Below are 21,934 nucleotides of genomic sequence, written 5' to 3' on the forward strand. Positions count from 1 at the left end.
TCCTGATGCTCGCACTGTCGCTGCACGTCGTCCCGGCTCCTCCGGTGGAGCAGGGGGCGGCGTTGCCGTCGCAGGCGCGGCGGTCCACGGAGTCCGGGGTGGCTTCCGCGACGCCCTCGGCCGCTTCGACGCCCCCGGCCCGCGCAGGGGCATCCGCCCTGCCCGTGTCCGCGACGCCATCGACGGCCGCGATGCCCACGTCCCGCGAAGGGGCCGCCGTCCCAGCCGAGCCCGGTTCCGCGGAGACGCGCGCCCGGTTGTTGCGCCGCGAGGTCGCGCAGGTGTCGCTCGCGCAGGTGCGGGCTCCGGATGCGGAGTGGCAGCCCGCGCAGCGCGACTGCGCGGGCCTCATCCGCTACGCGTACCGCACGGCCTACCGGCGCGTGGCCTCGGAGCGGCTCGCCACGCCGCTGTGGCAGGACGCGCGCGGCGTGCCCTCCGACTTCGCGGACGCGGAGACGCTCCTCACCCGGAGCTTCCTCCCGCTGGGCCGGGGAAGCTCCGCGCGCGAGCAGCTTCGCACCGGCGACGTGGTGGCCTTCCGCCAGGACCACGACGCGGGGCCCGTCTTCCACTTGATGCTCGTGGTGCGCCCGGAGGACCGGGCCCATGCGCCCGCGCGCGTCGTCTACCACCCCGGTGAGCCGGGCGCCCGCGTGCGCACCGGCGTCCTGGACTCGCTCGCCACGGAGGCGCCGCTGGAGTGGCGCCCCGTGCCGGCCAACGCCGCCTTCCTCGGCTTCTTCCGCTTCAAGGAGTGGATGTCATGACGTCTCCCGTGAGCCCGCCTCCCGCACCCAAGCGGCCAGGGCCCTCGTCCGCCGCGCGCATCGCGCTCATCGGCGCCCTCGTGGTGGGCGTGGGCGTGGGGGCCTTCGTCCTCGGCCGCCGGGGCGCTGGCGGAGAGGACCGCACCGGCCCCGCCTTCTCCTCCGGCGACCCCAAGGGCCCGCCGTCCGCCGGCGCCACCGTGGAGGGCATGCCGGAGGTCCCTTCGGAGCCCACCAAGATGGACGTGCCCGGCGCCTCCGCCACCGCCGCCATCTGGGTGGACGTGCACGCGCCCGCGAAGGTGCGCGACGCGCTGATGCGCAACGCGTGGCTGAAGTCGCAGTGGGACCAGCCGCTGGGCCAGGGCTTCGTCAGCGGGTGGGCCGCGTTCCTCGGCTCCACCGGCACCGACCTCAAGGCGTCCTTCAAGGGCGCGGTGCTGGACGTGGTGGCGGGCCCGCTGCTCGACACGCCCTTCCGCACCGTGTGGTTCAGCGGTGACGCGCGCGCGGGGACCCCCGCCCTCATCGTCCCCAAGGCGAACAAGGCGTCGCGCGCGGCGTGGGAGGCGCTGGACGCGGTGGCCCGGCGCGGGGGGATGACCGCGGACAGCTGCCCGGCCCAGACGGAGAAGGCCCCCGAGGGCGGCTTCCAGCTGTCGCGGTGGCTGGTCGCGGAGCAGACCGTGTGGGCCGCCCGCACGAAGGACCGGCTGGTGCTCGCGCGTCACCCCGTGGTGGTGCTCCAGGGCCTGTGCGCGCCGCTGCCGGAGCTGGAAGCGAAGGACGGCGTGGACGTGGAGGTGGGCTTCGATCCCGAGGCCTACGGCCGCGACGCGCAGCTCTTCACCCACGTGCTGGGGCTGGGGGCGGACACGCGGCTCCAGTTCGGAGTGGAGGGCGACCGGCTGGTGGGCCGGGGCATCGCCGGGAAGCTCCTGGAGAACGTGGCGCCGCTCGACAGCGCGCCCCTGTCCGACGAGCTGCTCAAGCTGGTGCCGGAGGAGACGCCGGTGCTGCTCGCGTTCCAGCTCAAGCTGCCCGAGTCGCTGGAGCCCGCGCGGCTGAAGACCTTCTGGACGGAGGGCGGCGGCGCCACGCGCACGCGTCAGGTGGCGCTGGTGTGGACGCCTCGGGGCAGCCGGTCGCTGGAGCCGGAGCTGGCCCTGCTGTGGGGCCGCGAGGAGGACGCGGACGGGCTGGCCGCGCTGTTCTCCGGCGGCTCGCGGACGCTGACGCGCGCCACGCTGTGCCGGCACGTGGTGCTGGCCACCAGCGCGGAGGAGGTGGAGCGGCTGAAGAAGGCCTGTGAAGGCCGCGCGCCCAACCTGCTGAATGCCGCGGGCCCGGTGGTGACGGGGCTGCGCACGCCCGCGTCGGTGGTGTTCGGCGTCAACACGGGAAGGCTGTTGAGTGGGCTCGCGATGGACGGCTACACGTCCGAGGCGCGCGTGGACCGCGCGTCGCCCCTGCCCAAGGTGGCTCCGCCGGAAATCGAGGCGGCCCGCCGTGACCTGGAAGCCCTGCCGTACCTGGGGCTTCGCGGCACCGTGAAGGGCGACGCCCTGGTGCCGGGAGGATTTGGAACATGAAGACGTCCCTGCGTTTCGCGGCCCTGGCCGCGCTCCTGCTGTCCGGCGTGGCGCTGGCCAAGCCGCTCTACATCACCGTTCCCCGCTCCTACGGCAGCGGCGAGCCGGTGGCGGTGGACGTCGCCTTCGAGGACAAGGGCCCCGTCGAGCTGCGCGTGCTCAAGCCCGCGGACCTGGACGCGTTCATCCGCGCGCAGGGCGACCTGCGGCGCGCGTACCAGGCGCCGCCCACGCTGCTCAACCCGGGCCGCGCCCTGAGCCGCGGCCTCAACGCCGTGCGCCTGCCGGGCCTCACGCTGATGGAGTCGCTGTCGCCGGCCTTCCGCCAGGAGGTCAGCGACGCGCTGCCCCATGCGCCCGCGGAGACGTCCTCGGGCGAGCCGCTGGCGAAGGTGGCCGAGGGGCCGGAGAAGCTGGTGGGCACGCCGCCGGGCTTCACGGTGGTGCGCAGCCAGTGGCTCAACCTGGACCTGGGCGGCGCGGACCGGGACTTCAACGTGCCGGGCTTCGACACCGGCAACGCCAGCGGCGGCTTCCAGGAGCGCCGCGTGCTGCTCGCGCCGCTGCCCGCGGGCACCTACGTGCTCCAGCTGGTGCAGGGCCGCGTGGAGGGGCAGGTGGTGCTCGTCGTCAGCGACGTCACCGTGCAGCTCAAGCAGACCGACGGCCAGGTGCTGGTGCGCGTGGCGGGGAGGGACCAACAGCCGCGCAAGGGCGCTCGGGTGCAGGTGTACCTGCCCACGGGCAAGGGCCCGGAGGGCACGACGGACGACCAGGGCGAGGTGACGCTCGCGGTGGCGGAGCCGCGCATCATCGCGACGGTGACGGCCGGGCAGGACACGGCCATCGTGGACACGGACTTCTACTCCGCGCTGGCGGTGGCGCCGGACGTGTTCATCTACAGCGACCGGCCCATCTACAAGCCGGGCAACGAGGTGAAGTTCCGCGGGCTCGTGCGCCAGCCGGACACGTTCCTGGCGCGGCTGTTCACGCCGAAGCAGCGCGACGTGCGCGTGAAGCTGGTGTCGCAGGAGGGCCGCGAAATCACCACGCGCGCGGCGGTGGATGAGTTCGGCGCGTTCAACGGCACGCTGAAGGTGCCGGACGACCTGGGCACGGGCGTGCTGCGCATCGAGGCGGCCCTGGACACGCGCCCCTACCAGGGCGAGGCGCGCGTGCAGGACTACGTGAAGCCCACGTTCTACCTGGAGGTGCAGCCGGCGTCGGAGACGGTGGTGCCCGGCTCGACGGTGAGCGTGACGGTGCGCGCGCGCCGGTACGCGGGCGGCGTGCCGAAGGGCGCCAGGTACGAGGTGTTCCTCTACCGCAGCCTGCTGGACGCGCCCGCCTGGGTGGACGACGCGGGCAAGGGCGGCCAGGGCAGCGCGGTGACGTACGGCACCGCCTCCAGCAGCGAGGGCAAGCTGAGCGTGCCGGAGCGGCTGTACTCCTCCGTCGCGGAGCGCGAGGCCAGCGACGACCCGTGGTCCACCGCGAGCGCGTTCGACGCGGAGGGCGCGGCCGAGGTGACGGTCGCCGTCCCCGCGCTCAAGCCGGGCGAGGAGCGGCTGCCGTACCGCTACAGCCTCACCGTGCGCGCGCGGGATGACCAGGAGACGTTCGCCACCGGCACCGCCGCCTTCTTCCTGTCGAAGGTGGAGGTGCTGGGCGTGGCGCGGTACTCGGACGCGGTGGTGGCGAAGGGCTCGGACGCGCAGCTGTCCGTGCGCGCCACCACGCTGTCCGGCAAGCCCTACGGCGTCACCACCGGCGAGGTGGCCTTCGTGCTGCGCCGCGCGGACGGCAGCGAGAAGACGCTGGGCACGCAGGCCTTCACCACGCAGCAGGACGGCACGTCGCGCCAGAAGGTGCCCACCGCGGACGTGGGCACGGTGCTCGCGCGCGTGACGGTGAAGGACAAGAAGGGCGAGGCGTGGACGGGCGAGGAGTCGCTGCTCGTCATCGGCGGCGCGGACGAGCCCGTGGCGCAGGTGCCCAACCTCACGCTCGCGTCGCTGTCCGGCACGCTGGCGCCGGGCGACAGCGCGAAGCTGGTGGCGCTGCTGCCGGATGGCTGGGGGCAGGGCGGCCGGGACGCGGGGCCCGTGTGGGTGACGCTGACGGGCGCGAGCCTCTACGGCACCACGGTGGTGCAGCTGAAGGGCCGCACGCTGGTGCACGCCTTCCCGGTGGAGAAGCGCTTCGGCAGCGCGGTGTACGCGTCCGTGGCCTACCCCACGGCGACGGGCCGCTGGGAGGAGCGGACGGTGGCCTTCCGCGTGGTGCCCAAGGAGCGCACGCTCACCGTGTCGTTGCAGCCGCGCCGCGCGGAGGCCCTGCCGCTCACCGAGCAGGCCGTGGACGTGCGCGTCACCGACAGCGACGGCAACGGCGTCTCCGCGCAGCTGTCCGTGGGCGTGGTGGACAAGGCCGTCTACGCCATCCAGGGCGAGTTCCGCCCGGGCGTGCTGGACTTCTTCTATCCGCCGGCGCGCGACAACGTGACGAACTTCTATTCGGCGGAGTTCCAGGGCTACGGCTACGGCGAGCAGCTGGCGCGCAAGCTGGCGGGGCTGCCGGACCACGCGTTCGCGTCCATCAAGCCGCCCAGCCGTCAGGCGAAGGACCTGGAGAAGGACACCGCGCACTGGGACCCGGCGGTGGTCACGGACCGCGACGGCCGCGCGACGGTGCGCTTCACGCTGCCCTCCAACCAGACGCTGTGGGTGGTGACGGCGGTGGCGGCGGACACGTCCGGCCGCTTCGGTGAAGGCACGGCGGAGTTCGCCACGCGCGGCGGGCTCAACCTCTACGCGGCGCTGCCGCAGTTCCTGCGCGAGGGCGACGAGGCGCTGGCGTCCGTGCGGCTGGCCGCCGGTGAGAAGTCCAAGGGCAGCCAGGTGCTGGACGTGCGCCTGCAGCCGGGCGGCTCGCTCCAGGCGGAGGTGCTCCAGCGCAAGGTGGAGCTGGGCCAGGGCGGCGAGCAGGTGGTGCCGGTGACGCTGCGCGCGGCGAAGACGGGCCCCGCGCAGCTGGCGGTGGACGTGACGGGCGGCAGGGATCCGCTGCGCGACCTGAAGCGCTTCGACGTGGCGCCGGCCGCGGTGGAGGACGCGGTGCAGGTGAGCGCGTGGGGCGGTGGGGCGCTGGCCCTGGAGGCGCCGGACACGTCCGCGCTGACGCGCGTGGAGCTGGTGCTCCAGCCGTCCACGGTGGACGCGGCGCTCTCCAACGTGCGCGAGCTGCTCACGTACCCGTACGGGTGCCTGGAGCAGCTGGTCTCCACGACGGTGCCCAACGTGGCGGTGTACCAGGTGCTCCAGAAGGCGGGCGCGCTGGACAAGCTGGACCCGGAGTCGCAGGCGCTGCTGGCGGAGGCGCGCAGCCGCTCCGTGCAGGGCACGGCCCGCATCCTGGGCCTCGCGGTGAAGGGCGGCGGCTTCACCTGGTTCGGCGGCTACAGCGAGCCCAGCCTGCCGCTCACGCTCATCGCGCTGGACGGTCTGGCGTACGCGTCCGAGGCGGGGCTGGTGGACCGCGACGACGCGCGCATCGCGGAGAGCGCGAAGTGGCTGGAGGCGCAGGAGGGCCTGTCGCCGGAGTACGACGCCACCCGTGCGTACGTGCTGGCCCGGCTGCAGGGCCCGCGTCAGGCGGCGCGGGTGCGCGCGCTGGTGGAGGGCGCGAAGGTCGGGGACCTGTATCCGCTGGCGCTGGCGGTGCTGGCCGCGGAGAAGGCGGGCGTGATGAAGGAGCCCGCGCTCCAGGGCCGCGTCCAGGAGCTGGTGAAGCAGAGCGGCGAGGGCTTCGCGAAGCTCGCGGGCCTCAAGGGCGAGGCGGAGACGTCCGAGGCGTTCTACCGCTTCCCGCTCCGCCGGGTGGGCCTCACGGCCATCACCGCGCACGCGGCGTCGTTCGGGACGCTGGACGTCACGCGCGCGCGCAAGCGCATCCTGGAGATGCTGAGCGAGCCGGGCCTGTCCACCTTCGACCGGAGCACCGCCCTGCTGCACTCGCTGTGGCTGGTGGAGCGTGACGCGAAGGCCTTCAAGGGCATGGCGCCGCCGGAGGTGAAGGGCGCCGCGTCGCCGGTGAAGTTCGCGCCGCGCGGCATGGGCCTGGTCGCCGCGCTGCCCGCGGGGACGCGCACGGTGGACGTGGGCGGCTTCGACGGCGTGGCCACGCTGCGCGCCGCCGCGACGACGCCGCTCAAGGACGTGCAGCCGCGCGTGAACGGGATGTCCGTGGAGCGCGCGTACTACGTGCTGCGCGAGGGCGGGAAGGTGAAGCTGGAGGCGGGCGCCACGGTGACGCAGGGCGAGGAGGTCTACGTGGAGCTGAAGCTGGACGCGCGCGGCGAGAACCGGGCGCGCTCGGCGTACTACGTGGTGGAGGACGCGGTGCCGGCGGGCTTCGTCCCGCTCCAGGAGGACAAGGTCTTCCGCGGCCCGCCGCACTCGCTGCCGCTGGCCCCGGAGGCGCTCAAGCGCCGGCAGTTGGACCCCTCCCACGCCACGTTCTTCTTCGAGGAGCCGTCGTGGTGGAGCGACAGCCCGCGCACGGTGGGCTACGTGCTGCGCGCGCAGTTCGCGGGCACGTTCGCCGCGCCGCCCGCCACCATCGAGGACATGTACTCGGCGCGCATCCGGGGCCGCACGGCGCCGGACCTGCTGAAGGTGGTGCCCTCGAAGACGTCCGTGAGCGACCTGTAGCCCATGGGGTGGGCCGTCGCCGTCGCCGTGCTGCTGTCGGCCGCGCCCACCTTCGTCACCCGAGGGGACGTGACGCCCGAGGCGGACCTGCGCCGCGAGGCCCAGGCCGCCTGGACGTCACTGGAGGCCGAGTACACGGCGCGGGCGGGCGGCCTCCCCCAACGGGCCCCCGCCACCCTCGCGCTCCAGAAGGGCGCGGCGCTGCCCCCCGAGCGCAACGCGCAGGGGCGGCCCGGCGTGGTGGAGCTGCGGCAGAACGCGGCCGGCGTGCTGGACGCACGGCTGCGCATGGCGCTGCGGCACGAACTGGCGCACCAGCTCCTGTGGTGGGCGTGTCCCGCGTCCAGCGAGGACCGGCTCTTCCATGAGGCCTTCGCGCTGACGGTGAGCGGCGAGCTGCCCGCGTGGCGCGACGGGCCCTACCTGTCCCTGTCGCGCGCGGCGAAGGAGGTGGCCAGCGCGCCGGCGGTGGACACCGCGCGGGCACGCAGGGGGCTGGCGCGCATCCTGGGCGAACACCCCGGGTTCCCCGCCGCGCTCACGCGCAGGTTGCGGCAGTGCCATGACGGGACGCGGTGGGCCGCGCCCCTGTCGTTGGAGGAGCTGGCGGACGTGGCGGTGCTCGCGCCCGAGGCGGCCACGGTGGTGGTGAGCCGTCACTCGGGGGAGGTGCTGCTGTCGGAAGGGGACGTGCGCCGGGCGGTGCCGTACGGCTCCGCGCTCAAGCCCTTCCTCTACGCGGCGGGGACGGGCCCTGGCGCCGCGGCACCGCCGGGGCTCGCGCCGCGCCAGGACGTGCAGGAGTGGGCGTGCGGCGCGGGGCTGCCACCGAAGGTGGACGCGCGGCTCGCGCTCCTGCGCTCGTGCAATGGCTGGTTCCTGGACTGGGAGGCCACGGGGCTCGCGCCGAAGGCGTTCGGTGATTGGGGCGCCGTGCTCTCCGCGGTGGGGCTCACCGGCCTCCCCGAGGACATGACGGAGGCCATCGGGCTTCGCTCCGCGCACGGCCTGTCGCCGTGGGGCATGGCGCAGGCGTACCGGCTGCTCGCGGAGGCGCGGCCGGACGTGCTCGCGCTCCTCACCGGCAACGTGGAGGAGGGCACGCTCAGCGGCCTGTCCACGTCGAAGGCGCTGCGGGGCGTGGCCACGAAGACGGGCACGGTGCGCGACGCCGCGAGCCGGCCCCAGCTGGGGTGGATCGCCGCCGTGGACGCGGACCTCGTCCTGGTGGCCGTGCGGCCCGGCAAGATGCCCCGGCACTTCGCGGATGAAGTCGCCGCGCTGCTCGCTCGGGCGCGGAAGCGGACGGCGGGGCTGGAGGCCGCGCGCGTGCAGGTGCTCGGCCTGTTGCCGTCCACGTCCGTGGAGGCCCGCTGCGCGGGCGCGGGCTTCGCGCTGGAGGACGGGACGCCCCGCGCCGCGCCCCCGGACTTCTCCCGCCTGGATGCGCTCACCGCGAGGGGGCCAGCGGTGTGTCTGGGCAGTCCCTGGCGCGTGCGCTTCCCGGACGGGCCCGACGGCGGACGGGACTACGCGGGCGTCTTCACCGCCTCTCCGCCCCCGCCGTACCGCCCTCCACCGGGGGTGCCCACCACGCCCAGCGCGCTCAAGGCCCGGCGCGGCTCGGACTTCGTCTTCCGCACCACCCGCCTCCAGTACACCGCCGGCGTCGTCGCCGCCGAGGACGTCACCCTGCGAGGCGAGCCCCGCGTCGCGCTGGCCCGCGTGGCCGCCCACAACGAGCGCCACGGCGACGCCCGCCACCCCGGCCGGGCCCTCTGCGACACCACCCACTGCCAGGCCTTCCGGGGCACCGTCCGCGTCCGCCCCGAGGAGTCGCGCGCGCTCAGCCTCCCGCCGCTGAAGTGGGACACCTGGCTGACCTTCTCGCAGGGCGGCGACACGCCCTGGCGCGAGCCACGCCCCCGCGCCCAGGTGGAGGCGCTGCTGGGCGCGAACCTCGTGTCCCTGCGCTTCGAGTCCGGCCGCGTGCGCTACCTGCGCACCGAAGGCACCCCCGGCGCCCCCTACGAGGACGCGCGCTCCCTGCCATGTGACACGCTGCGTGCGGGTCTCCAATTGCCCGCCTGTCCCCAGCGCGCCTCCTTCGACGGGCCCCAGGTCCTCTTCGAGGGCCAGGGCCGGGGCCACGGTGAGGGCCTGGACGTCGAAGCCGCCAAGGCCGCCCCCCACCTCTCCAGCGACGCCCTCCTGGAGCGCGCCTACGGAGCGCGCACCCCCACCCCCTGAGTCCACCCGGCGCCGCTGCCTACCCGGACGCACCGGGTTCTCTCCTACCCATCCGGGAAACCACGAAAAACCTACTGACACGGGCCGTGAAACACAGTTATTACGGAAGAATACCGTAACGCTGTTTGGTTCGAGGGGCCCCAATGGCGGAGGGAGTGAGCGAGGCGGAGGCCACGCGGCGCGCTTTGGACGCGTTGCCCGAAGGCCTGCGGGTGCGCTGGGTCCAGGAAGGCCGCGGCGCCTGGGTGCTGGGCTGCCAGGACTCGAAGCCGAACCTGCACGCGCCCCGGGGCGAGGACGTGCTCATCCAGGGGGAGCTGCTGCTGCTGGGCGCGCGCTACGTGGAGGGCGCGGTGCCGCGCGGCGCGCTGCGGGTGTCCCTGCTGGAGGGCCCGGTGCGCCACGTGCTGGCGGCGCGCGTGGCGGTGGGCGGGGGCGACCTGACGCTGGGGCTGGGACCGCCCGGCGCGAGGGTGCCTTCTGCGCGCGTGGTGTGTCAGCGGGTGGAGTGGCGGCCGTACTCGGTCGCCAACGCGGCGCCCCTGGCCGCGGCCTTCATCGACCTGTGGCGGGGCCTGGGCCGGGGCGCGCGGCTGGAGCGGCTGGGGCTGGAGGTGGAGGGCGTCGTGGAGGGCCGCGCGCGGGTGGCGCCCTTCGTGGAGGTGGAGGCGGACCGCAAGGGAGGCCGGCGTCCCGCGACGCGCCACCCGCTGCCGGTCTTCGAGGTGTCCACGGCGGAGGTGCTGCACGACTGCCGCCTGTGGCTGCGCGCGACGGCGCATGCGCTGACGCGCGAGCCGCCCTTCCTCCGCGAGGTGTACCTGCCCCGCGAGGACGCCGGGCCCCTGGACGTGGGGGCGCAAGGGGCGGTCGCGCACGAATCGCTGGGCGCGGTCCTGGAGCGGAGGCTGCGCTGGGCCGAGGCGTGGCTCGCGCCCTCCGCGCTGCTGGAACTGGAGGTGTCGCGCACGGTGCCGGAGGGGGGCGCGGCCGGGGCCTGCTGGTTGACGGCGCGCTTCGAGCAGGCGCAGACGGGCGGCACGGCCACCACCGTCACGCTGCTGGACACGCCGGCGTTCTCCACGGCGGCGCTGGCGCTCCTGCGCGGCTGGGCCCTGGCCACGGCGCCGGGGCGTGGCGCGGGGGTGCGCGGCCTGCTGTCCATGGAGTGACGCGAAGTCATCCCCGGGGGACTCGCGCCCGAGGGGGGGGCGCTCAGCCAGACGGCACTGGCAATGGGCTTCCGCGTCACCACCTTGCACTCGTCAAACTTTCATCCGCGGAGGCGGGGGAGGCTGGGACCATGGGCAAGAAGAGTTGGAAGGCGCGTGCGGTGACGGCGGTGGTCATGACCGGGCTGATGGGCTTCTCCGCCCATGCTCAGGACACCATGTCCGCGCAGGACAAGGCGCAGATGAAGCAGGGCAAGGCGGTGGGCGAGGCGGCCGCCAAGCGGACGAAGTACGTGGGCAAGGTGGCCCTCTTCAACAACCGGCAGATTGAACTGGCCCGCGTCGCGGAGGAGCAGGCGTCGGATCCGCGCGTGAAGCAGTTCGCCACGCAGCTGCGCGAGGACCACGAGAAGAGCCAGGAGTCGCTGCGCTCCTGGGCCAAGAGCAAGCAGATGGAGGTCAGCGCGCTGAGCGAGAACACCTCCGCCGGCCAGGGCATGGGCGGCTCCGGCATGCAGCAGGGCTTCAACGAGAACATGGAGAACGCCGGTGAGAAGGTGGGCCGGCACTCCGACGAGACGCGGGCGGAGGTCAACAAGCTGCGCTCGATGCATGGCCCCGAGTTCGACAAGGCCTTCCTGTCGCGCATCGCGGATGACCAGAAGAAGGGCAAGAGCCTGCTCGAGGAGGGTCGCAAGGACTACAAGAACGACGCGACCTTCCTGGCGCTGCTGAGCGACACCGAGGGCATGGTGAGCAGCAACGAGACGAAGGCGAAGGAGCTCGAGAAGCAGGTGAAGAAGTAGTCCTGCGTGTGTAGTGCGGTGGGCGCCGGGCCGACGTGCCGGTTGACTCGGCCGGGTCCGGCGCCTATCCCCTCGCGGATGCGCAAGGCACTGGAGGCGGTGGGGGTGGGGCTCCTGGCGCTGCTGGGCGCGTGTCAGGCGTCCGTGCCGGTGTCCCCCGCGGTGCCGCTCGTGGGCGCGACGCCCGCGGGCCCCTTCGTCGCGGACGCGCGCGCTCTCTTCGACGGGTGCGTCTCGCTCCCCGACAGCATCACGTCGCGCACGTACCGGTGCGGCGCGCTCTCCGTCTGGTTGGATGAGCGGACAGGCCAGACCGAAGCACAGGCCGTGGCGGTGGGACTCTCCCGTGTGCACGCGCGCCTGGGCCCGGTGCTCACGGAGTCCGCGGGGGAGCTGCCGCTCGCGGGCCAGCCGCACCCGTCCCTGCGCTTCGCGAAGTGTGCTGGCGCGAGCGGTGAGGGGCCCTGCGCCGCGGGTGGCTACCTCACGGCGGTGACGCCCTTCGCGGGCCGCGTGCGGCTGCTGGGCTGCCTGGCGCGCGGCAACGCCCGGCCGGAGCTGGGCCGGTGTCTGGAGTTGTTCGCGTACCTGGCCACGCGGGGCAACCCCGAAGGGGACGTGCTGGACCTGGCGTCGCTCATCACGCCGCCCCGGCTGCCGTGGCGGGTGCTGGAGGTGCCGGAGGGCTGTCAGCTCGCGGACTCGACGTCGCGCGCGGGGCGGATCCGCTGCCCGGCGTCCACCTTCTCCTGGAGCGTCTTCCAGCCGGTGGAGCAGGGCACGTCCCAGGTGGAGCTCTGGCGCGACTCCAGCGTGGAGGAGCTGCGCGACGCGCTCCCCGGCGCCAGCCCGGTGGAGCCGCGCGACTGCTACCTGGAGGGCGTGGCCACGCGCTGTCTGCGCTTCACCGCGCCCTCGCTGGAGGGGGGCGGCGACCTCCAGGTGTGGGCCGGGGGGCTGGACTGGCAGGGCCGGGGCCTGTTCGAGGCGTGCATCCTCCCCGCGAGTGCATCCTTCCCCTTTCCAGCCTCCTGCAACGGCGCGTTCGCTCCGCGCTGAAGGGACGTGGCGCCCGTGTTCATCCTGGAAGGCGTGTCCAAGCGCTTCGGTGGTTCGCAGGCCTTGCGACCGCTGGACCTGAGTCTGCCGAAGGGCGCCACCTCCGTGCTCATCGGCCCCAGCGGCTGCGGGAAGTCCACGCTGCTGCGGCTGCTCAACGGCCTCTTGCGGCCGGACACAGGCCGCGTCCTCTTCGACGGGCAGCCCCTGCCGGAGGAGGAGGGCGCGCTGCTCGCCGTACGCCGCCGCGTGGGCTACGCGCTCCAGGGCGGAGGGCTGTTCCCGCACCTCACCGGCGCGCAGAACGTCACGCTGATGGCGCGGCACCTGCGCTGGCCCCAGGCGCGCATCCGGGAGCGGCAGGGGCTGTTGATGGAGCTGACGCGCTTCCCCGAGGAGGCGCTGGAGCGCTTCCCCGGCCAGCTCTCCGGAGGCCAGCGGCAGCGGGTGGCGCTGATGCGCGCGTTGATGCTGGACCCGGACGTGCTGCTGCTGGATGAACCGCTGGGCGCGTTGGATCCGCTGGTGCGCCACGACCTCCAGGCGGACCTGCGCGGCATCTTCGAGCGGCTGGGCAAGACGGTGGTGCTCGTCACCCACGACCTGGCGGAGGCCGCCTTCCTGGGCAACGTCATCGTCCTGATGCGCGAGGGGCAGGTGGTGCAGCAAGGCACGCTGGACGACCTGGAGGCGCGGCCCATGGACCCCTTCGTCACGCGGTTCATCCAGGCCCAGCGCCCGCTGCCCATGGGGAGGTCCGGATGACGCGCGCGGGAGGGAGGCTCGCGCTGGCCCTGGTGCTCCTGCTCGGGGCCGCGTGCGCGGAGTCGTCCGGGGAGGGGCCCTCGGTGCGCGTGGGGTCCAAGAAGTTCACCGAGTCCGTCATCGTGGGGGACATGGTGACGCAGCTGGCGCAGGCCGCCGGCGCGCGGGCCTCGCACCGGCGCGAGCTGGGCGGCACCACGGTGCTGTGGGAGGCGCTGCGCCGGGGCGAGCTGGACATCTACCCCGAGTACACCGGCACGCTGCGCCAGGAGCTGCTCGCGGGTCGCGCGTTGCCGGATGACGCCGCGCTGCGGAAGGCGCTCGCGGAGGAGGGCCTGAGGATGAGCGCGTCGCTGGGGTTCAACAACACCTACGCGCTGGGCATGAAGGAAGCGGAGGCCGAGCGGCTGGGCATCCGCCGCATCTCCGACTTGAAGGCGCACCCGGAGCTGCGCGTGGGCTTCAGCAACGAGTTCATGCAGCGGGGCGACGGCTGGCCCGCGCTGCGCGACGCGTACGGCCTGCCCCAGCGTGACGTGCGCGGCCTGGACCACGACCTGGCGTACCGGGGCATGGCGAGCGGGGCCATCCAGCTCACGGACCTGTACTCCACCGACGCGGAGATCGCCGCCTATGGCCTGCGCGTGCTGGAGGACGACCGGCACCACTTCCCCGTGTACGAGGCCGTGCTCCTCTACCGCGACGACCTGGAGGCCCGGGCGCCCCTGGCGCTGAAGTCCATGCTCCGGTTGCAGGGCACGCTGACGGAGGCGCGGATGGTGGACCTCAACGCCCGCGCGCGGCTGGAGCGCGTGCCGGAGGCGCGGGTGGCGTCGGACTTCCTCCGGGAGTCGCTGGGCGTGTCCACGGAGGTGCGCACGCAGGGCCGGGCCTCGCGCATCTGGCAGCGCACGCGGGAGCACCTGTTCCTGGTGACGCTGTCGCTCGCGGCGGCCATCGCGCTGGCCATCCCGCTGGGCGTCCTGGCCGCGCGCCGTCCGCGCCTGGGGCAGGGCGTGCTGGGGCTGTCCAGCGTCATCCAGACGGTGCCCTCGCTGGCGCTGCTGGTGTTCATGATTCCGCTGCTGGGCATCGGCTCGAAGCCGGCCGTCGCGGCGCTGTTCCTCTACAGCCTGCTGCCCATCGTGCGGAACACGGCGGCGGGCCTGGGAGGGATTCCGTGGGAGGTGCGCGAGTCCGCGGAGGCGCTGGGACTGCCGTCGCGCGCGCGGCTGTGGCGCATCGAGCTGCCCATGGCGGCGCCGTCCATCCTCGCGGGCATCCAGACGGCGGCGGTCATCAACGTGGGCACGGCCACGCTGGGCGCGCTGGTGGGCGCGGGGGGCTACGGCCAGCCCATCCTCACCGGCATCCGCCTGGACGACGTGGGGCTCATCCTGGAGGGGGCGGTGCCCGCGGCGGTGCTCGCGCTGGCGGTCAGCGGCCTCTTCGAGCTCGTGGCGCGGTGGGTGGTGCCCCGGGGGCTGCGGTAGGGGCGGCTACACGGGCTCCGCGCGGGACTCGGGGGCCGACGCGGGCTGGAGGCGCGGCGCGTCCTCCGCGAGCCCCGCCGCGCACAGCCGCACCACGCACATCCAGACGCAGTCCGCGAGCAGCAGGTGGACGAGCTGCATCGCCACCGGCGCCAGCAGCACCAGGTTGATGACGCCCGCGCACAGCTGCGCGACGTACACGCCGGTGAGCAGCGTGGCCGCGCGCCGCACGTCCGGGGACGGCCTCAGCCGCGCCACGCTCCGGCCCACGAACACCAGGAGCGCGCCCAGGCCCACCGCGAACACCGGGTGCAGCACGCGCAGGCGGAGCAGCAGGTGCGCCGTCTCCGACAGGTCCTGTTCGAAGCCGTGCGCGAGGCTGGTGGCGGGGAACAGCGTGTCGCCCAGCGCGGCCACCGCGCCGCTGACGCCCAGCACCAGCATGCCGACCACGCTCGCGCCCAGGAGCGCGGCCACCGCGCCCTGTCCCTGGAACGTCATGCGCGCGCGCCCCTTGGAGGCCCACACCACCAGGGTCTGCGCGCCCACCAGCAGGAAGGTGTTGGTGAGGTGCACGCCCATCCACACCGCGCGGCCCACGCGCGCGTCCTGCGCCACGTACTTGAGCAGCACGATGCCGGCGCCCACCAGGCCTTCGGTGAGCATGAACACCAGCGCCCAAAGCGCCGCGCGGCGCCCGGGGTGGCCCTTGGGGAACACGCGCCGGCCCCACGCGTAGAGTGCGACGGCGAGCACCGTGGCCAGGCCGCTGGTGAGACGGTGGGTGTATTCGATGAGGGTCTGGAGGGAGGGCGCGCGCGGCACCACCTCGCCGTTGCAGACGGGCCAGTGGTCGCCGCACCCGGCTCCGGAGCCGGTGGCGCGCACGAAGGCGCCCCAGAGGATGACGCCCAGGCTGTAGACGAGCACGCCCTGGCTGAACCACTGGAAGCGGCGGGTGGCGGCGACGGGAAGGGTCATCGTGCCCTCCCAGTACCGCATCCCACCCGGAGGGGCCACCGCCCGGCGCTGGCCGCCTGCCTGCCGTGGGCCAATGGCTCAACACCTGGGCTTATGGGGCGGCGCGCGACAGTCCCCAAGGCCGGGAGAAGTTGTTAGCGTCACCGCGTGCCCCGAGACCGCGAAGCGCCGCCTGACTCCCCGTCCTCTCACGACGCGGCCGAGCGCCTGCGCCGGCTGGAGGCGGCCATCGAGGAGGGGCGGGCGCGCAAGGACGCGGCCCTGGAGGCGTGGGTGCGCCGGATGGGCCGCCTGCCCACCGACAAGGAGCGGGACCGCTGGGAGCGGGAGTGGGAGCGCGGCGCGGAGCGGGAGCGCCAGCGCTGGGAGAAGCAGTGGGAGCGCGAGTCCAAGGACGCCCTGCGTCGCGCGGAGCGGCAGGCCAAGCGCGACGCCTATGTCGCCCAGCAACAGGCGCACCGCGACGCGAAGCGCGCGGAGAAGGCGGCCCGCGAGGAGGCGTCGCGCAACCCGGTGGTGGGCGTGGGCCTGCTCGTCGTGGCGCTGGCGTGCGTGGCCACGGTGGTGAAGTCGCCGCAGCAGTACTGGTGGCTCCTGTTCGTGGCGCTCGCGTTCTTCAAGCGGGCGGCGAAGCACCTGCGCGCGCACAACAACCCGCTGCTGACGCGCGTGGAGGAGCCGACCGCGCCGGTGCCGCGGCGAGCGGAGGTGCCAGTGGCGCCGGTGGCGCCGGTGGATCCTCGCCTCACGCGCGTGGACGCCGTCTGCGAGAAGCTGCTGGCGGAGCTGCGCAAGGGGCCGGGGGTGTTGCAGGAGATGGTGCGCTCGCCGGAGCGCACCGTGCAGGACCTGCGGAAGAGCTGCCATGAGCTGGTGCGCCGCGAGCACGAGCTGCGCACGGTGGCGCCGCCGGAGGACGTGCAGCGGCTGGCGGAGGAGCGCAAGAAGCTGGAGACGCGCTGGGCCGCCGAAGAGGACGTCGTGGTGCGCGACCGGCTGCGCGCGGCGTTGCAGGTGTTGGACGAGCAGGTGCGCCAGCGCGCGGAGCTGACGAAGGCGGCGGACCGGCTGGAGGCCGAGTTCATGCGGCTGTCGTACACGCTGGAGAACCTCTACGCGCAGGTGCTGCGGGTGCGCTCGGCGGACGCGGCGGACGCGGACGTGGCGGGCGCGGGCCTGCGCGACAGCGTGGAGCAGCTGGGCGCGGAGGTGGACGCCGTCACCACCGCGCTGGAAGAGGTGCACGGCGCGCCCATGGATGGCCGGGTGCGCACGCGCTGACGGGCGTTATTCGCCCGCGTGCTTCGGCGGCGGCGCGCTCCCGGCCGCGCCGCTGATGCGGACGGTCTTCGCGTTGACGAACTCGCGGATGCCCAGGTCCGCCAGCTCGCGGCCGTGGCCGGAGTGCTTCACGCCGCCGAAGGGCAGGCGCGCGTCGGAGGCGACGAGCGCGTTGACGAACACCATGCCGGCCTCGATGCCGTCGATGAACCGGCGCTGCTCGTTCGCGTCCTGGGTCCAGACGCTGGCGCCCAGGCCGAAGGGGGTCGCGTTGGCCAGCTCCACGGCGTGCTCCAGGTCGCGGGCGCGCAGGAGCGTGGCCACCGGGCCGAACAGCTCGTCATGGAAGGCGGGGGCCTTGGGGGGCGGGTCGGCCAGCACGGTGGGGGGATAGAAGTTGCCGGGGCCACTCAGGGGCTCGCCGCCCAGGAGCAGCCGGGCGCCGGCCTTCACGCTGTCGCGCACCTGGGCGTGCAGGCCTTGCAGGATGCCGGGGGTGGCGAGCGGCCCCACGTCCGTCTTGGGGTCCATGGGGTCGCCGACCACCATGGTCTTCATGCGCTCCACGAAGCGGCGTTCGAACTGCTGGGCGATGGGCTCCGCGACGATGAAGCGCTTGGCGGCGATGCAGGACTGGCCGTTGTTGATGAGGCGCGCGGACACGGCGGTCTGGACGGCCTTGTCCAGGTCCGCGCTGGGCATGACGATGAACGGGTCGCTGCCGCCCAGCTCCAGCACGACCTTCTTGATGGCGCGGCCCGCGGCGGCGCCCACGGCGCGGCCCGCGCCCTCGCTGCCGGTGAGGGTGACGGCCTTCACGCGCGGATCCTCGATGACGCGGTTCACGTCCGAGGTCTCGATGAACAGGGATTGGAAGGCGCCTTCGGGGAAGCCGGCGGTGCGGAAGAGCTCCTCCAGGGCGATGGCGCACTGGGGCACGTTGCTGGCGTGCTTGAGCAGGCCGACGTTGCCGGCCATGAGGGCGGGGGCGGCGAAGCGCACGACCTGCCAGAAGGGGAAGTTCCACGGCATGATGGCGAGCACGGGCCCCAGGGGCTGGTAGCGCACGAAGGCGGTGTCGCCATCCACGTCGATGGGGGTGTCGCGCAGCAGCTTCTCCGCGCGGGTGACGTAGTAGCGGCACGCGGTGGCGCTCTTGATGGACTCGGCCTTGGCGGCTTCGAGGGGCTTGCCCATCTCCTCCGTCATCATGCGGCCGAAGCGGTCGGCCTCGACTTCGAGGATTTCGGCGGCGCGGCGCATCCAGCGGGCGCGGTCGGCGAAGGACGTCTCGCGGTAGGCGCGGAACGTGTCCGCGGCCCGTTGCAGCTTGCGCTCCAGTTGCTCGGCGGAGAGCGCATCGAACGTGCGCAGCGTCTTGCCCGTGGTGGGGCTGATGGTGGCGATGGCCATGTGCGGGTGCCTCCCGGGTGCGAGGCCCCGGTGATAGCAGCCCGCACGGCGCGGACAATGCCCACCGCACCCGAGCGTCCAGGGGCGTACGGCGGGCGCCACGGGCTCAGGACTTCAGGACGATGGGCGACAGCGCATCCGACTGGAGCGCCAGCATGAAGGCGCCGAAGTCCTCCGCGAGGAGGTGGAGGCTGTTCGTGCCTGTCCGGGCATGCGCATCCCGGTAGAACACCCGCCCTGCTTCAGCACCGGCCACCGACAGGCAGAGCTTGTCGGCGCCTTCCGTTGTCGCGATGGGGAGCAGCCCGGGCGGAAGGCGGTCTTGGAAGACCTGGAGGTTCCAATCGAGGTTGCTGGACTCGACGGGGTCGTTCAGTCCGAAGAAGAAGTGGATCCGGCCGACCGGGTTGCCGGGCAGTCCCCGGAGCTTGAAGAGATCGCGCTCGGGCCGGCCGCCGTTGGTCGCCAGCAGGAACTCCCGATGGGGAAGCGGGAGCGCGAGTTTGTAGCGCTGCTCGAACGCATCGACGTCGCGCGCATCCAGCGGGGGCCCGCCCTCGGTTGTCCACACGGGCTGAGCCATGAGAGACCTCCCGAGAAACCACCAGTGTGTCCCGTCCGGGCATGAATATCCGTGGGAACCAGTTGGAGCGTCGTCCGGTCCTGATGGTGATGCCAGGTCATTCTCTTGGGCGTCTCTCTCAAGCCTGCGGCCTTGTTCGCGGCGGCGAACTCCCCGGCACGGGAACCAGGATCGGGAATCTTCACTTCGGCCTTCACGACTCCGGCGGCCCTGAAGTCCGGATATCCCTCCGCGTCGAATGGAACCCCCGTCGCAGGGTGCTGCTTGCCCGCCAGATGCGCGTTCCGGATGGGGGCGTCCGTGGAGTACCCATTCGTGGGAACCCTTGAACCAGGCTTCGTCGCAGGAGGCCGTCGTCGCTCGCGATGCGCCTCCGCCAGGAGCGCCTGGGCTTTCGTCCCGTTGCCCCGGGCCTCATGGAGGGCAAGGACTCCCGCTTCGCCCCACTCCGCGGCGAGGTATGCGCTCTCCCGGCGGGAAGAGCATGGTCAAGTCCCTAGCAGCCGCTGAAGGACCTCTCGGAGCGTAGGCAGGTACTGCCCTGAAACCTCCACATGGAATCCACCGTCGACGCCAAGCGCATTCGATGCCTGTTCGTCGAGTTGGACTTCGATTGAGTTTTCACCGACCCTCCACTTTGTTACGCCACCATAGTGACAAGCCCCGCTCTCCGTACACAGGCAGTAGGTATCCATTCCGTTTGCTCGATCTTGCTCGTCGAACGAGAGGGCTTTCTGGATCTCAAGGCGCATGCCAGTCCCGTCGTGCCGCTCCGCGAGAACAACTGCATATGTGTTGATATCCTGCATCTCATCGGCACTGACTGCATCTGCATGGAATCTCCGCATGTCATCTTCCTCCTGTGGTCCAGATTTTCTGTTCCCAGAGGGAACGGCTCGTCGCTCCAGACTCCGATGTCGCCTTGTTTATCGCCCCCTTGCAAGACAGATAAGATGGATGTGAGTTGTCAATAATCATCGCATCATCCGACTGGAGCGGAATGCCGCGTGCCGCACGAGCCTCCGTATGTGTAGCCACGGCAGATAAAGAAAATCCGAGCGCAGATCCTTCTGCGGTCATTCCTCCGCTGGTCAGGGTATCTGCATGCGCAACGTGTCCATCTCGATACACCGTCACGTTGGCGACGTGAGGACCACGGCCCGAGCGAAACCCGATGCGCGACTGGTTGTGAACCCACGCAGCCACCTGCCCAATGAAGTAGGTATGGGCTTGCTCCACCTCGAAGTTGAAGACCGTCGTCAGGTCAGAAGCCGTGCCGATAGACACCACCCGCGCCGACGCTCCCGAGGCAGTGTAGACCCTGTCGCCGGACTTGAGTTGCTGGGCCTCCGTCCAGCCTTGGCCCTCGACGCCGAATGGGTGCTCCGCCGTTACGCCAACTTCCTCACGAACTCTGTCTTTCCCCTCCAGTACAGCGGGTCGCGCTGCCCGGGCCATGCGCTGCCTGAATCCGTTTCGAACGGCGCGGAGGCGCAGGTCAGGGGCAGCGTGAGAATGCATGCCAGCGACCACGCCTCGTGTCGCTGGGGAGTCCACGGTCCCTTCGCCAACATGGGTGCTCCTGGAGATGCCTCGGGAAAGCCAGCCGCGTGCATCGTGCGCAGGCCATGCCTTCGGGCGCGCCGTGACCGAACGATGACCGAACCACCGGGTGCCCACGGCCAATGTCCTCCCGGGCCCGTGGTCCCATGGTGTCCAACTCGCGGACGCAAGGGAGGCATTGCATGGGCATGGCCGTGGGAGGCCGGGGCGGAGTGAAGGCGGACATCAACGTCACGCCCCTGGTGGACGTGGTGCTGGTGCTGCTCATCATCTTCATGGTCGTCACGCCGCTGATGCGCCGGGAGCTCCCGCTCCAGCTCCCCACCCAGGACACCGCCCCCGCGGACGCTCCGACGTCAGCGGAGCCCGCCCCGGGCCTCGTGCGCCTCACCGCGGAAGGAACGCTGCTCCTGGAGGGCGAGCCCGTGAGCGAAGCCGACTACGTGCCTCGGCTGCGCCGCTTCCTGGAGGCCCGCCCGCGCGGCCAGCGCGGCCTGTTCTTCCAGCCTGACGCCCGCGCCCCCTACGCGCGGCTGGTGGTGGCGCTCGACGGCGCGAAGTCCGCCGGCGCCGAGGCGCTGGGGCTCGCCGTGGACTCCCCCTGAGCCGCGTGTTCGACACTCCCGCGTGAATGCCGGTGGCCCGCACGCGCGCCGCGTCCTATGTCACCGCCATGGCGCGCAGGCCGTGGCGGTGGCTGTCGGGTTGGGACGTGATGGTGACGCGGCCGCTCGCGCTGCTGTTGCTCGTGATGGCGTGCGTCCTGGGCTTCGTCGCCCTGTCTGACGAAGTGACCGAGGGCGAGACCCAGGACCTCGACGAGCGCATCGTGCGCGCCCTGCGCCGCCCGGAGGACCCCGCGCTTCCCCGGGGCCCCTGGTGGCTCGCGGAGACCGCGCGCGACGTGACGTCGCTGGGCGGCGCGCCCGTGCTGTCGCTCATCACCGTGGCCGTGTGCGGCTTCCTGCTGGTGGCCCGCCGCTACCGCACGTGCCTGTTCGTCTTCACCGCGACCGTGACGGGGTGGCTGCTCAACGGCCTGCTCAAGAACGTCTTCAACCGCCCGCGCCCCTCCGTGGTGCCCCACCTCACCGAGACCCTGTCCACCAGCTTCCCCAGCGGCCACGCGATGCTGTCCGCCATCACCTACCTCACGCTGGGCTCGCTGCTGGCCCAGTTCGCTGAACAGCGGCGCGTGAAGGTCTACCTGCTCACCGTGGCCCTGCTCCTGTCCATCCTCGTGGGCTGCACCCGCGTCTACCTGGGCGTGCACTACCCCACGGACGTGCTGGGCGGCTGGGTGGCCGGCCTCGCCTGGGCCCTGTTCACCACCGTCGCCGCCCGGGGCCTGCGCCGCCGCAGCCCCGCGCTGCGCGAGGAGGCCCATCGCCCCGTGGAATGAGGCTTGCGCCCACGGCCCCCTCGCAGGATGAAGGGCCCGTGCCTCCCGTGTCCCCGTCTCCCGTGAACGCCCGCCCTCCCTCCCCGTCCCCG

Annotated in this window: 17 protein-coding genes and 1 pseudogene; 12 read left to right on the forward strand and 6 right to left on the reverse strand. The window is 72.9% G+C overall.

Annotated elements, in window-relative coordinates; translation table 11 throughout:
* Nucleotides 1-5: 5 nt before the first annotated feature.
* The 9 genes from FOF48_RS19745 to FOF48_RS19785 all read left to right on the forward strand — a co-directional run bounded on the left by FOF48_RS19745 (nt 6) and on the right by FOF48_RS19785 (nt 14,619).
* Nucleotides 6-770 (forward strand): DUF1175 family protein, encoded by a 765-nt coding sequence (locus FOF48_RS19745; RefSeq protein ID WP_235685632.1) that lies wholly within the window; start codon nt 6-8, stop codon nt 768-770.
* Nucleotides 767-2,362 carry a hypothetical protein gene (locus FOF48_RS19750; protein ID WP_186001982.1) on the forward strand — a complete coding sequence of 532 codons (1,596 nt, stop codon included), beginning with the start codon at nt 767-769 and terminating at the stop codon, nt 2,360-2,362. Before FOF48_RS19745 ends, FOF48_RS19750 begins: the two co-directional genes overlap by 4 nt.
* Complete coding sequence (locus tag FOF48_RS19755; RefSeq protein WP_143903917.1) at nt 2,359-7,074, forward strand: MG2 domain-containing protein; 4,716 nt, start codon at nt 2,359-2,361, stop codon at nt 7,072-7,074. Before FOF48_RS19750 ends, FOF48_RS19755 begins: the two co-directional genes overlap by 4 nt.
* Nucleotides 7,075-7,077: 3 nt before the next feature.
* Nucleotides 7,078-9,324 carry a SpoIID/LytB domain-containing protein gene (locus FOF48_RS19760; protein WP_143903919.1) on the forward strand — a complete coding sequence of 749 codons (2,247 nt, stop codon included), beginning with the start codon at nt 7,078-7,080 and terminating at the stop codon, nt 9,322-9,324.
* Nucleotides 9,325-9,467: 143 nt separating this feature from the next.
* Nucleotides 9,468-10,496, forward strand: a complete 1,029-nt coding sequence (locus FOF48_RS19765; RefSeq protein ID WP_143903921.1) for a hypothetical protein — start codon at nt 9,468-9,470, stop codon at nt 10,494-10,496.
* Between the two features lie 131 nt (nt 10,497-10,627).
* Nucleotides 10,628-11,302, forward strand: coding sequence for a DUF4142 domain-containing protein (locus FOF48_RS19770; RefSeq protein ID WP_143903923.1), 675 nt, complete (start codon nt 10,628-10,630; stop codon nt 11,300-11,302).
* Between the two features lie 78 nt (nt 11,303-11,380).
* On the forward strand, nt 11,381-12,361 hold the full coding sequence (locus FOF48_RS19775; protein ID WP_143903925.1) for a hypothetical protein: 981 nt from the start codon (nt 11,381-11,383) through the stop codon (nt 12,359-12,361).
* Between the two features lie 15 nt (nt 12,362-12,376).
* Nucleotides 12,377-13,126 (forward strand): ATP-binding cassette domain-containing protein, encoded by a 750-nt coding sequence (locus FOF48_RS19780; protein WP_143904280.1) that lies wholly within the window; start codon nt 12,377-12,379, stop codon nt 13,124-13,126.
* Nucleotides 13,123-14,619: a glycine betaine ABC transporter substrate-binding protein gene (locus FOF48_RS19785; RefSeq protein WP_143903927.1), complete on the forward strand. Its 1,497-nt coding sequence runs from the start codon at nt 13,123-13,125 to the stop codon at nt 14,617-14,619. Before FOF48_RS19780 ends, FOF48_RS19785 begins: the two co-directional genes overlap by 4 nt.
* Before the next feature lie 6 nt (nt 14,620-14,625).
* Here FOF48_RS19785 and FOF48_RS19790 read toward each other — a convergent pair whose 3' ends face one another.
* Complete coding sequence (locus tag FOF48_RS19790; RefSeq protein ID WP_143903929.1) at nt 14,626-15,600, reverse strand: COX15/CtaA family protein; 975 nt, start codon at nt 15,598-15,600, stop codon at nt 14,626-14,628.
* 147 nt (nt 15,601-15,747) lie between these two features.
* Between FOF48_RS19790 and FOF48_RS19795 the strand changes: the two genes are divergently transcribed.
* On the forward strand, nt 15,748-16,881 hold the full coding sequence (locus tag FOF48_RS19795; protein WP_143903931.1) for a hypothetical protein: 1,134 nt from the start codon (nt 15,748-15,750) through the stop codon (nt 16,879-16,881).
* 6 nt (nt 16,882-16,887) lie between these two features.
* On the opposite strand, the gene FOF48_RS19800 is transcribed toward FOF48_RS19795, so the two are convergent.
* The 5 genes and pseudogenes from FOF48_RS19800 to FOF48_RS19820 all read right to left on the reverse strand — a co-directional run bounded on the left by FOF48_RS19800 (nt 16,888) and on the right by FOF48_RS19820 (nt 20,335).
* A complete protein-coding gene (locus tag FOF48_RS19800) occupies nt 16,888-18,294 on the reverse strand; it encodes an NAD-dependent succinate-semialdehyde dehydrogenase (protein WP_143903933.1) in 1,407 nt (468 codons plus the stop codon).
* 106 nt (nt 18,295-18,400) lie between these two features.
* Entirely contained in the window at nt 18,401-18,877 is a 477-nt protein-coding gene (locus FOF48_RS19805) for an SMI1/KNR4 family protein (protein ID WP_143903935.1), read from the reverse strand.
* 5 nt (nt 18,878-18,882) lie between these two features.
* Nucleotides 18,883-19,350: pseudogene (locus FOF48_RS19810) on the reverse strand (HNH endonuclease); the annotation flags it as partial.
* A 15-nt stretch (nt 19,351-19,365) separates the two neighbouring features.
* The gene (locus tag FOF48_RS19815) at nt 19,366-19,725 is read right to left on the reverse strand and encodes an Imm10 family immunity protein (RefSeq protein ID WP_143903937.1); all 360 of its coding nucleotides are present in this window, start codon (nt 19,723-19,725) and stop codon (nt 19,366-19,368) included.
* A 1-nt stretch (nt 19,726) separates the two neighbouring features.
* Nucleotides 19,727-20,335 carry a polymorphic toxin-type HINT domain-containing protein gene (locus FOF48_RS19820; RefSeq protein WP_186001983.1) on the reverse strand — a complete coding sequence of 203 codons (609 nt, stop codon included), beginning with the start codon at nt 20,333-20,335 and terminating at the stop codon, nt 19,727-19,729.
* Nucleotides 20,336-20,622: 287 nt separating this feature from the next.
* On the opposite strand from FOF48_RS19820, the gene FOF48_RS19825 reads away from it, so the two are divergent.
* Nucleotides 20,623-21,045, forward strand: coding sequence for a biopolymer transporter ExbD (locus FOF48_RS19825; protein WP_186001984.1), 423 nt, complete (start codon nt 20,623-20,625; stop codon nt 21,043-21,045).
* Between the two features lie 68 nt (nt 21,046-21,113).
* Nucleotides 21,114-21,842: a phosphatase PAP2 family protein gene (locus FOF48_RS19830; protein ID WP_143904282.1), complete on the forward strand. Its 729-nt coding sequence runs from the start codon at nt 21,114-21,116 to the stop codon at nt 21,840-21,842.
* The last annotated feature ends 92 nt before the right edge of the window (nt 21,843-21,934 follow it).

It is taken from the genome of Corallococcus sp. Z5C101001 (assembly GCF_007352635.1).
Lineage (GTDB): Bacteria > Myxococcota > Myxococcia > Myxococcales > Myxococcaceae > Corallococcus > Corallococcus silvisoli.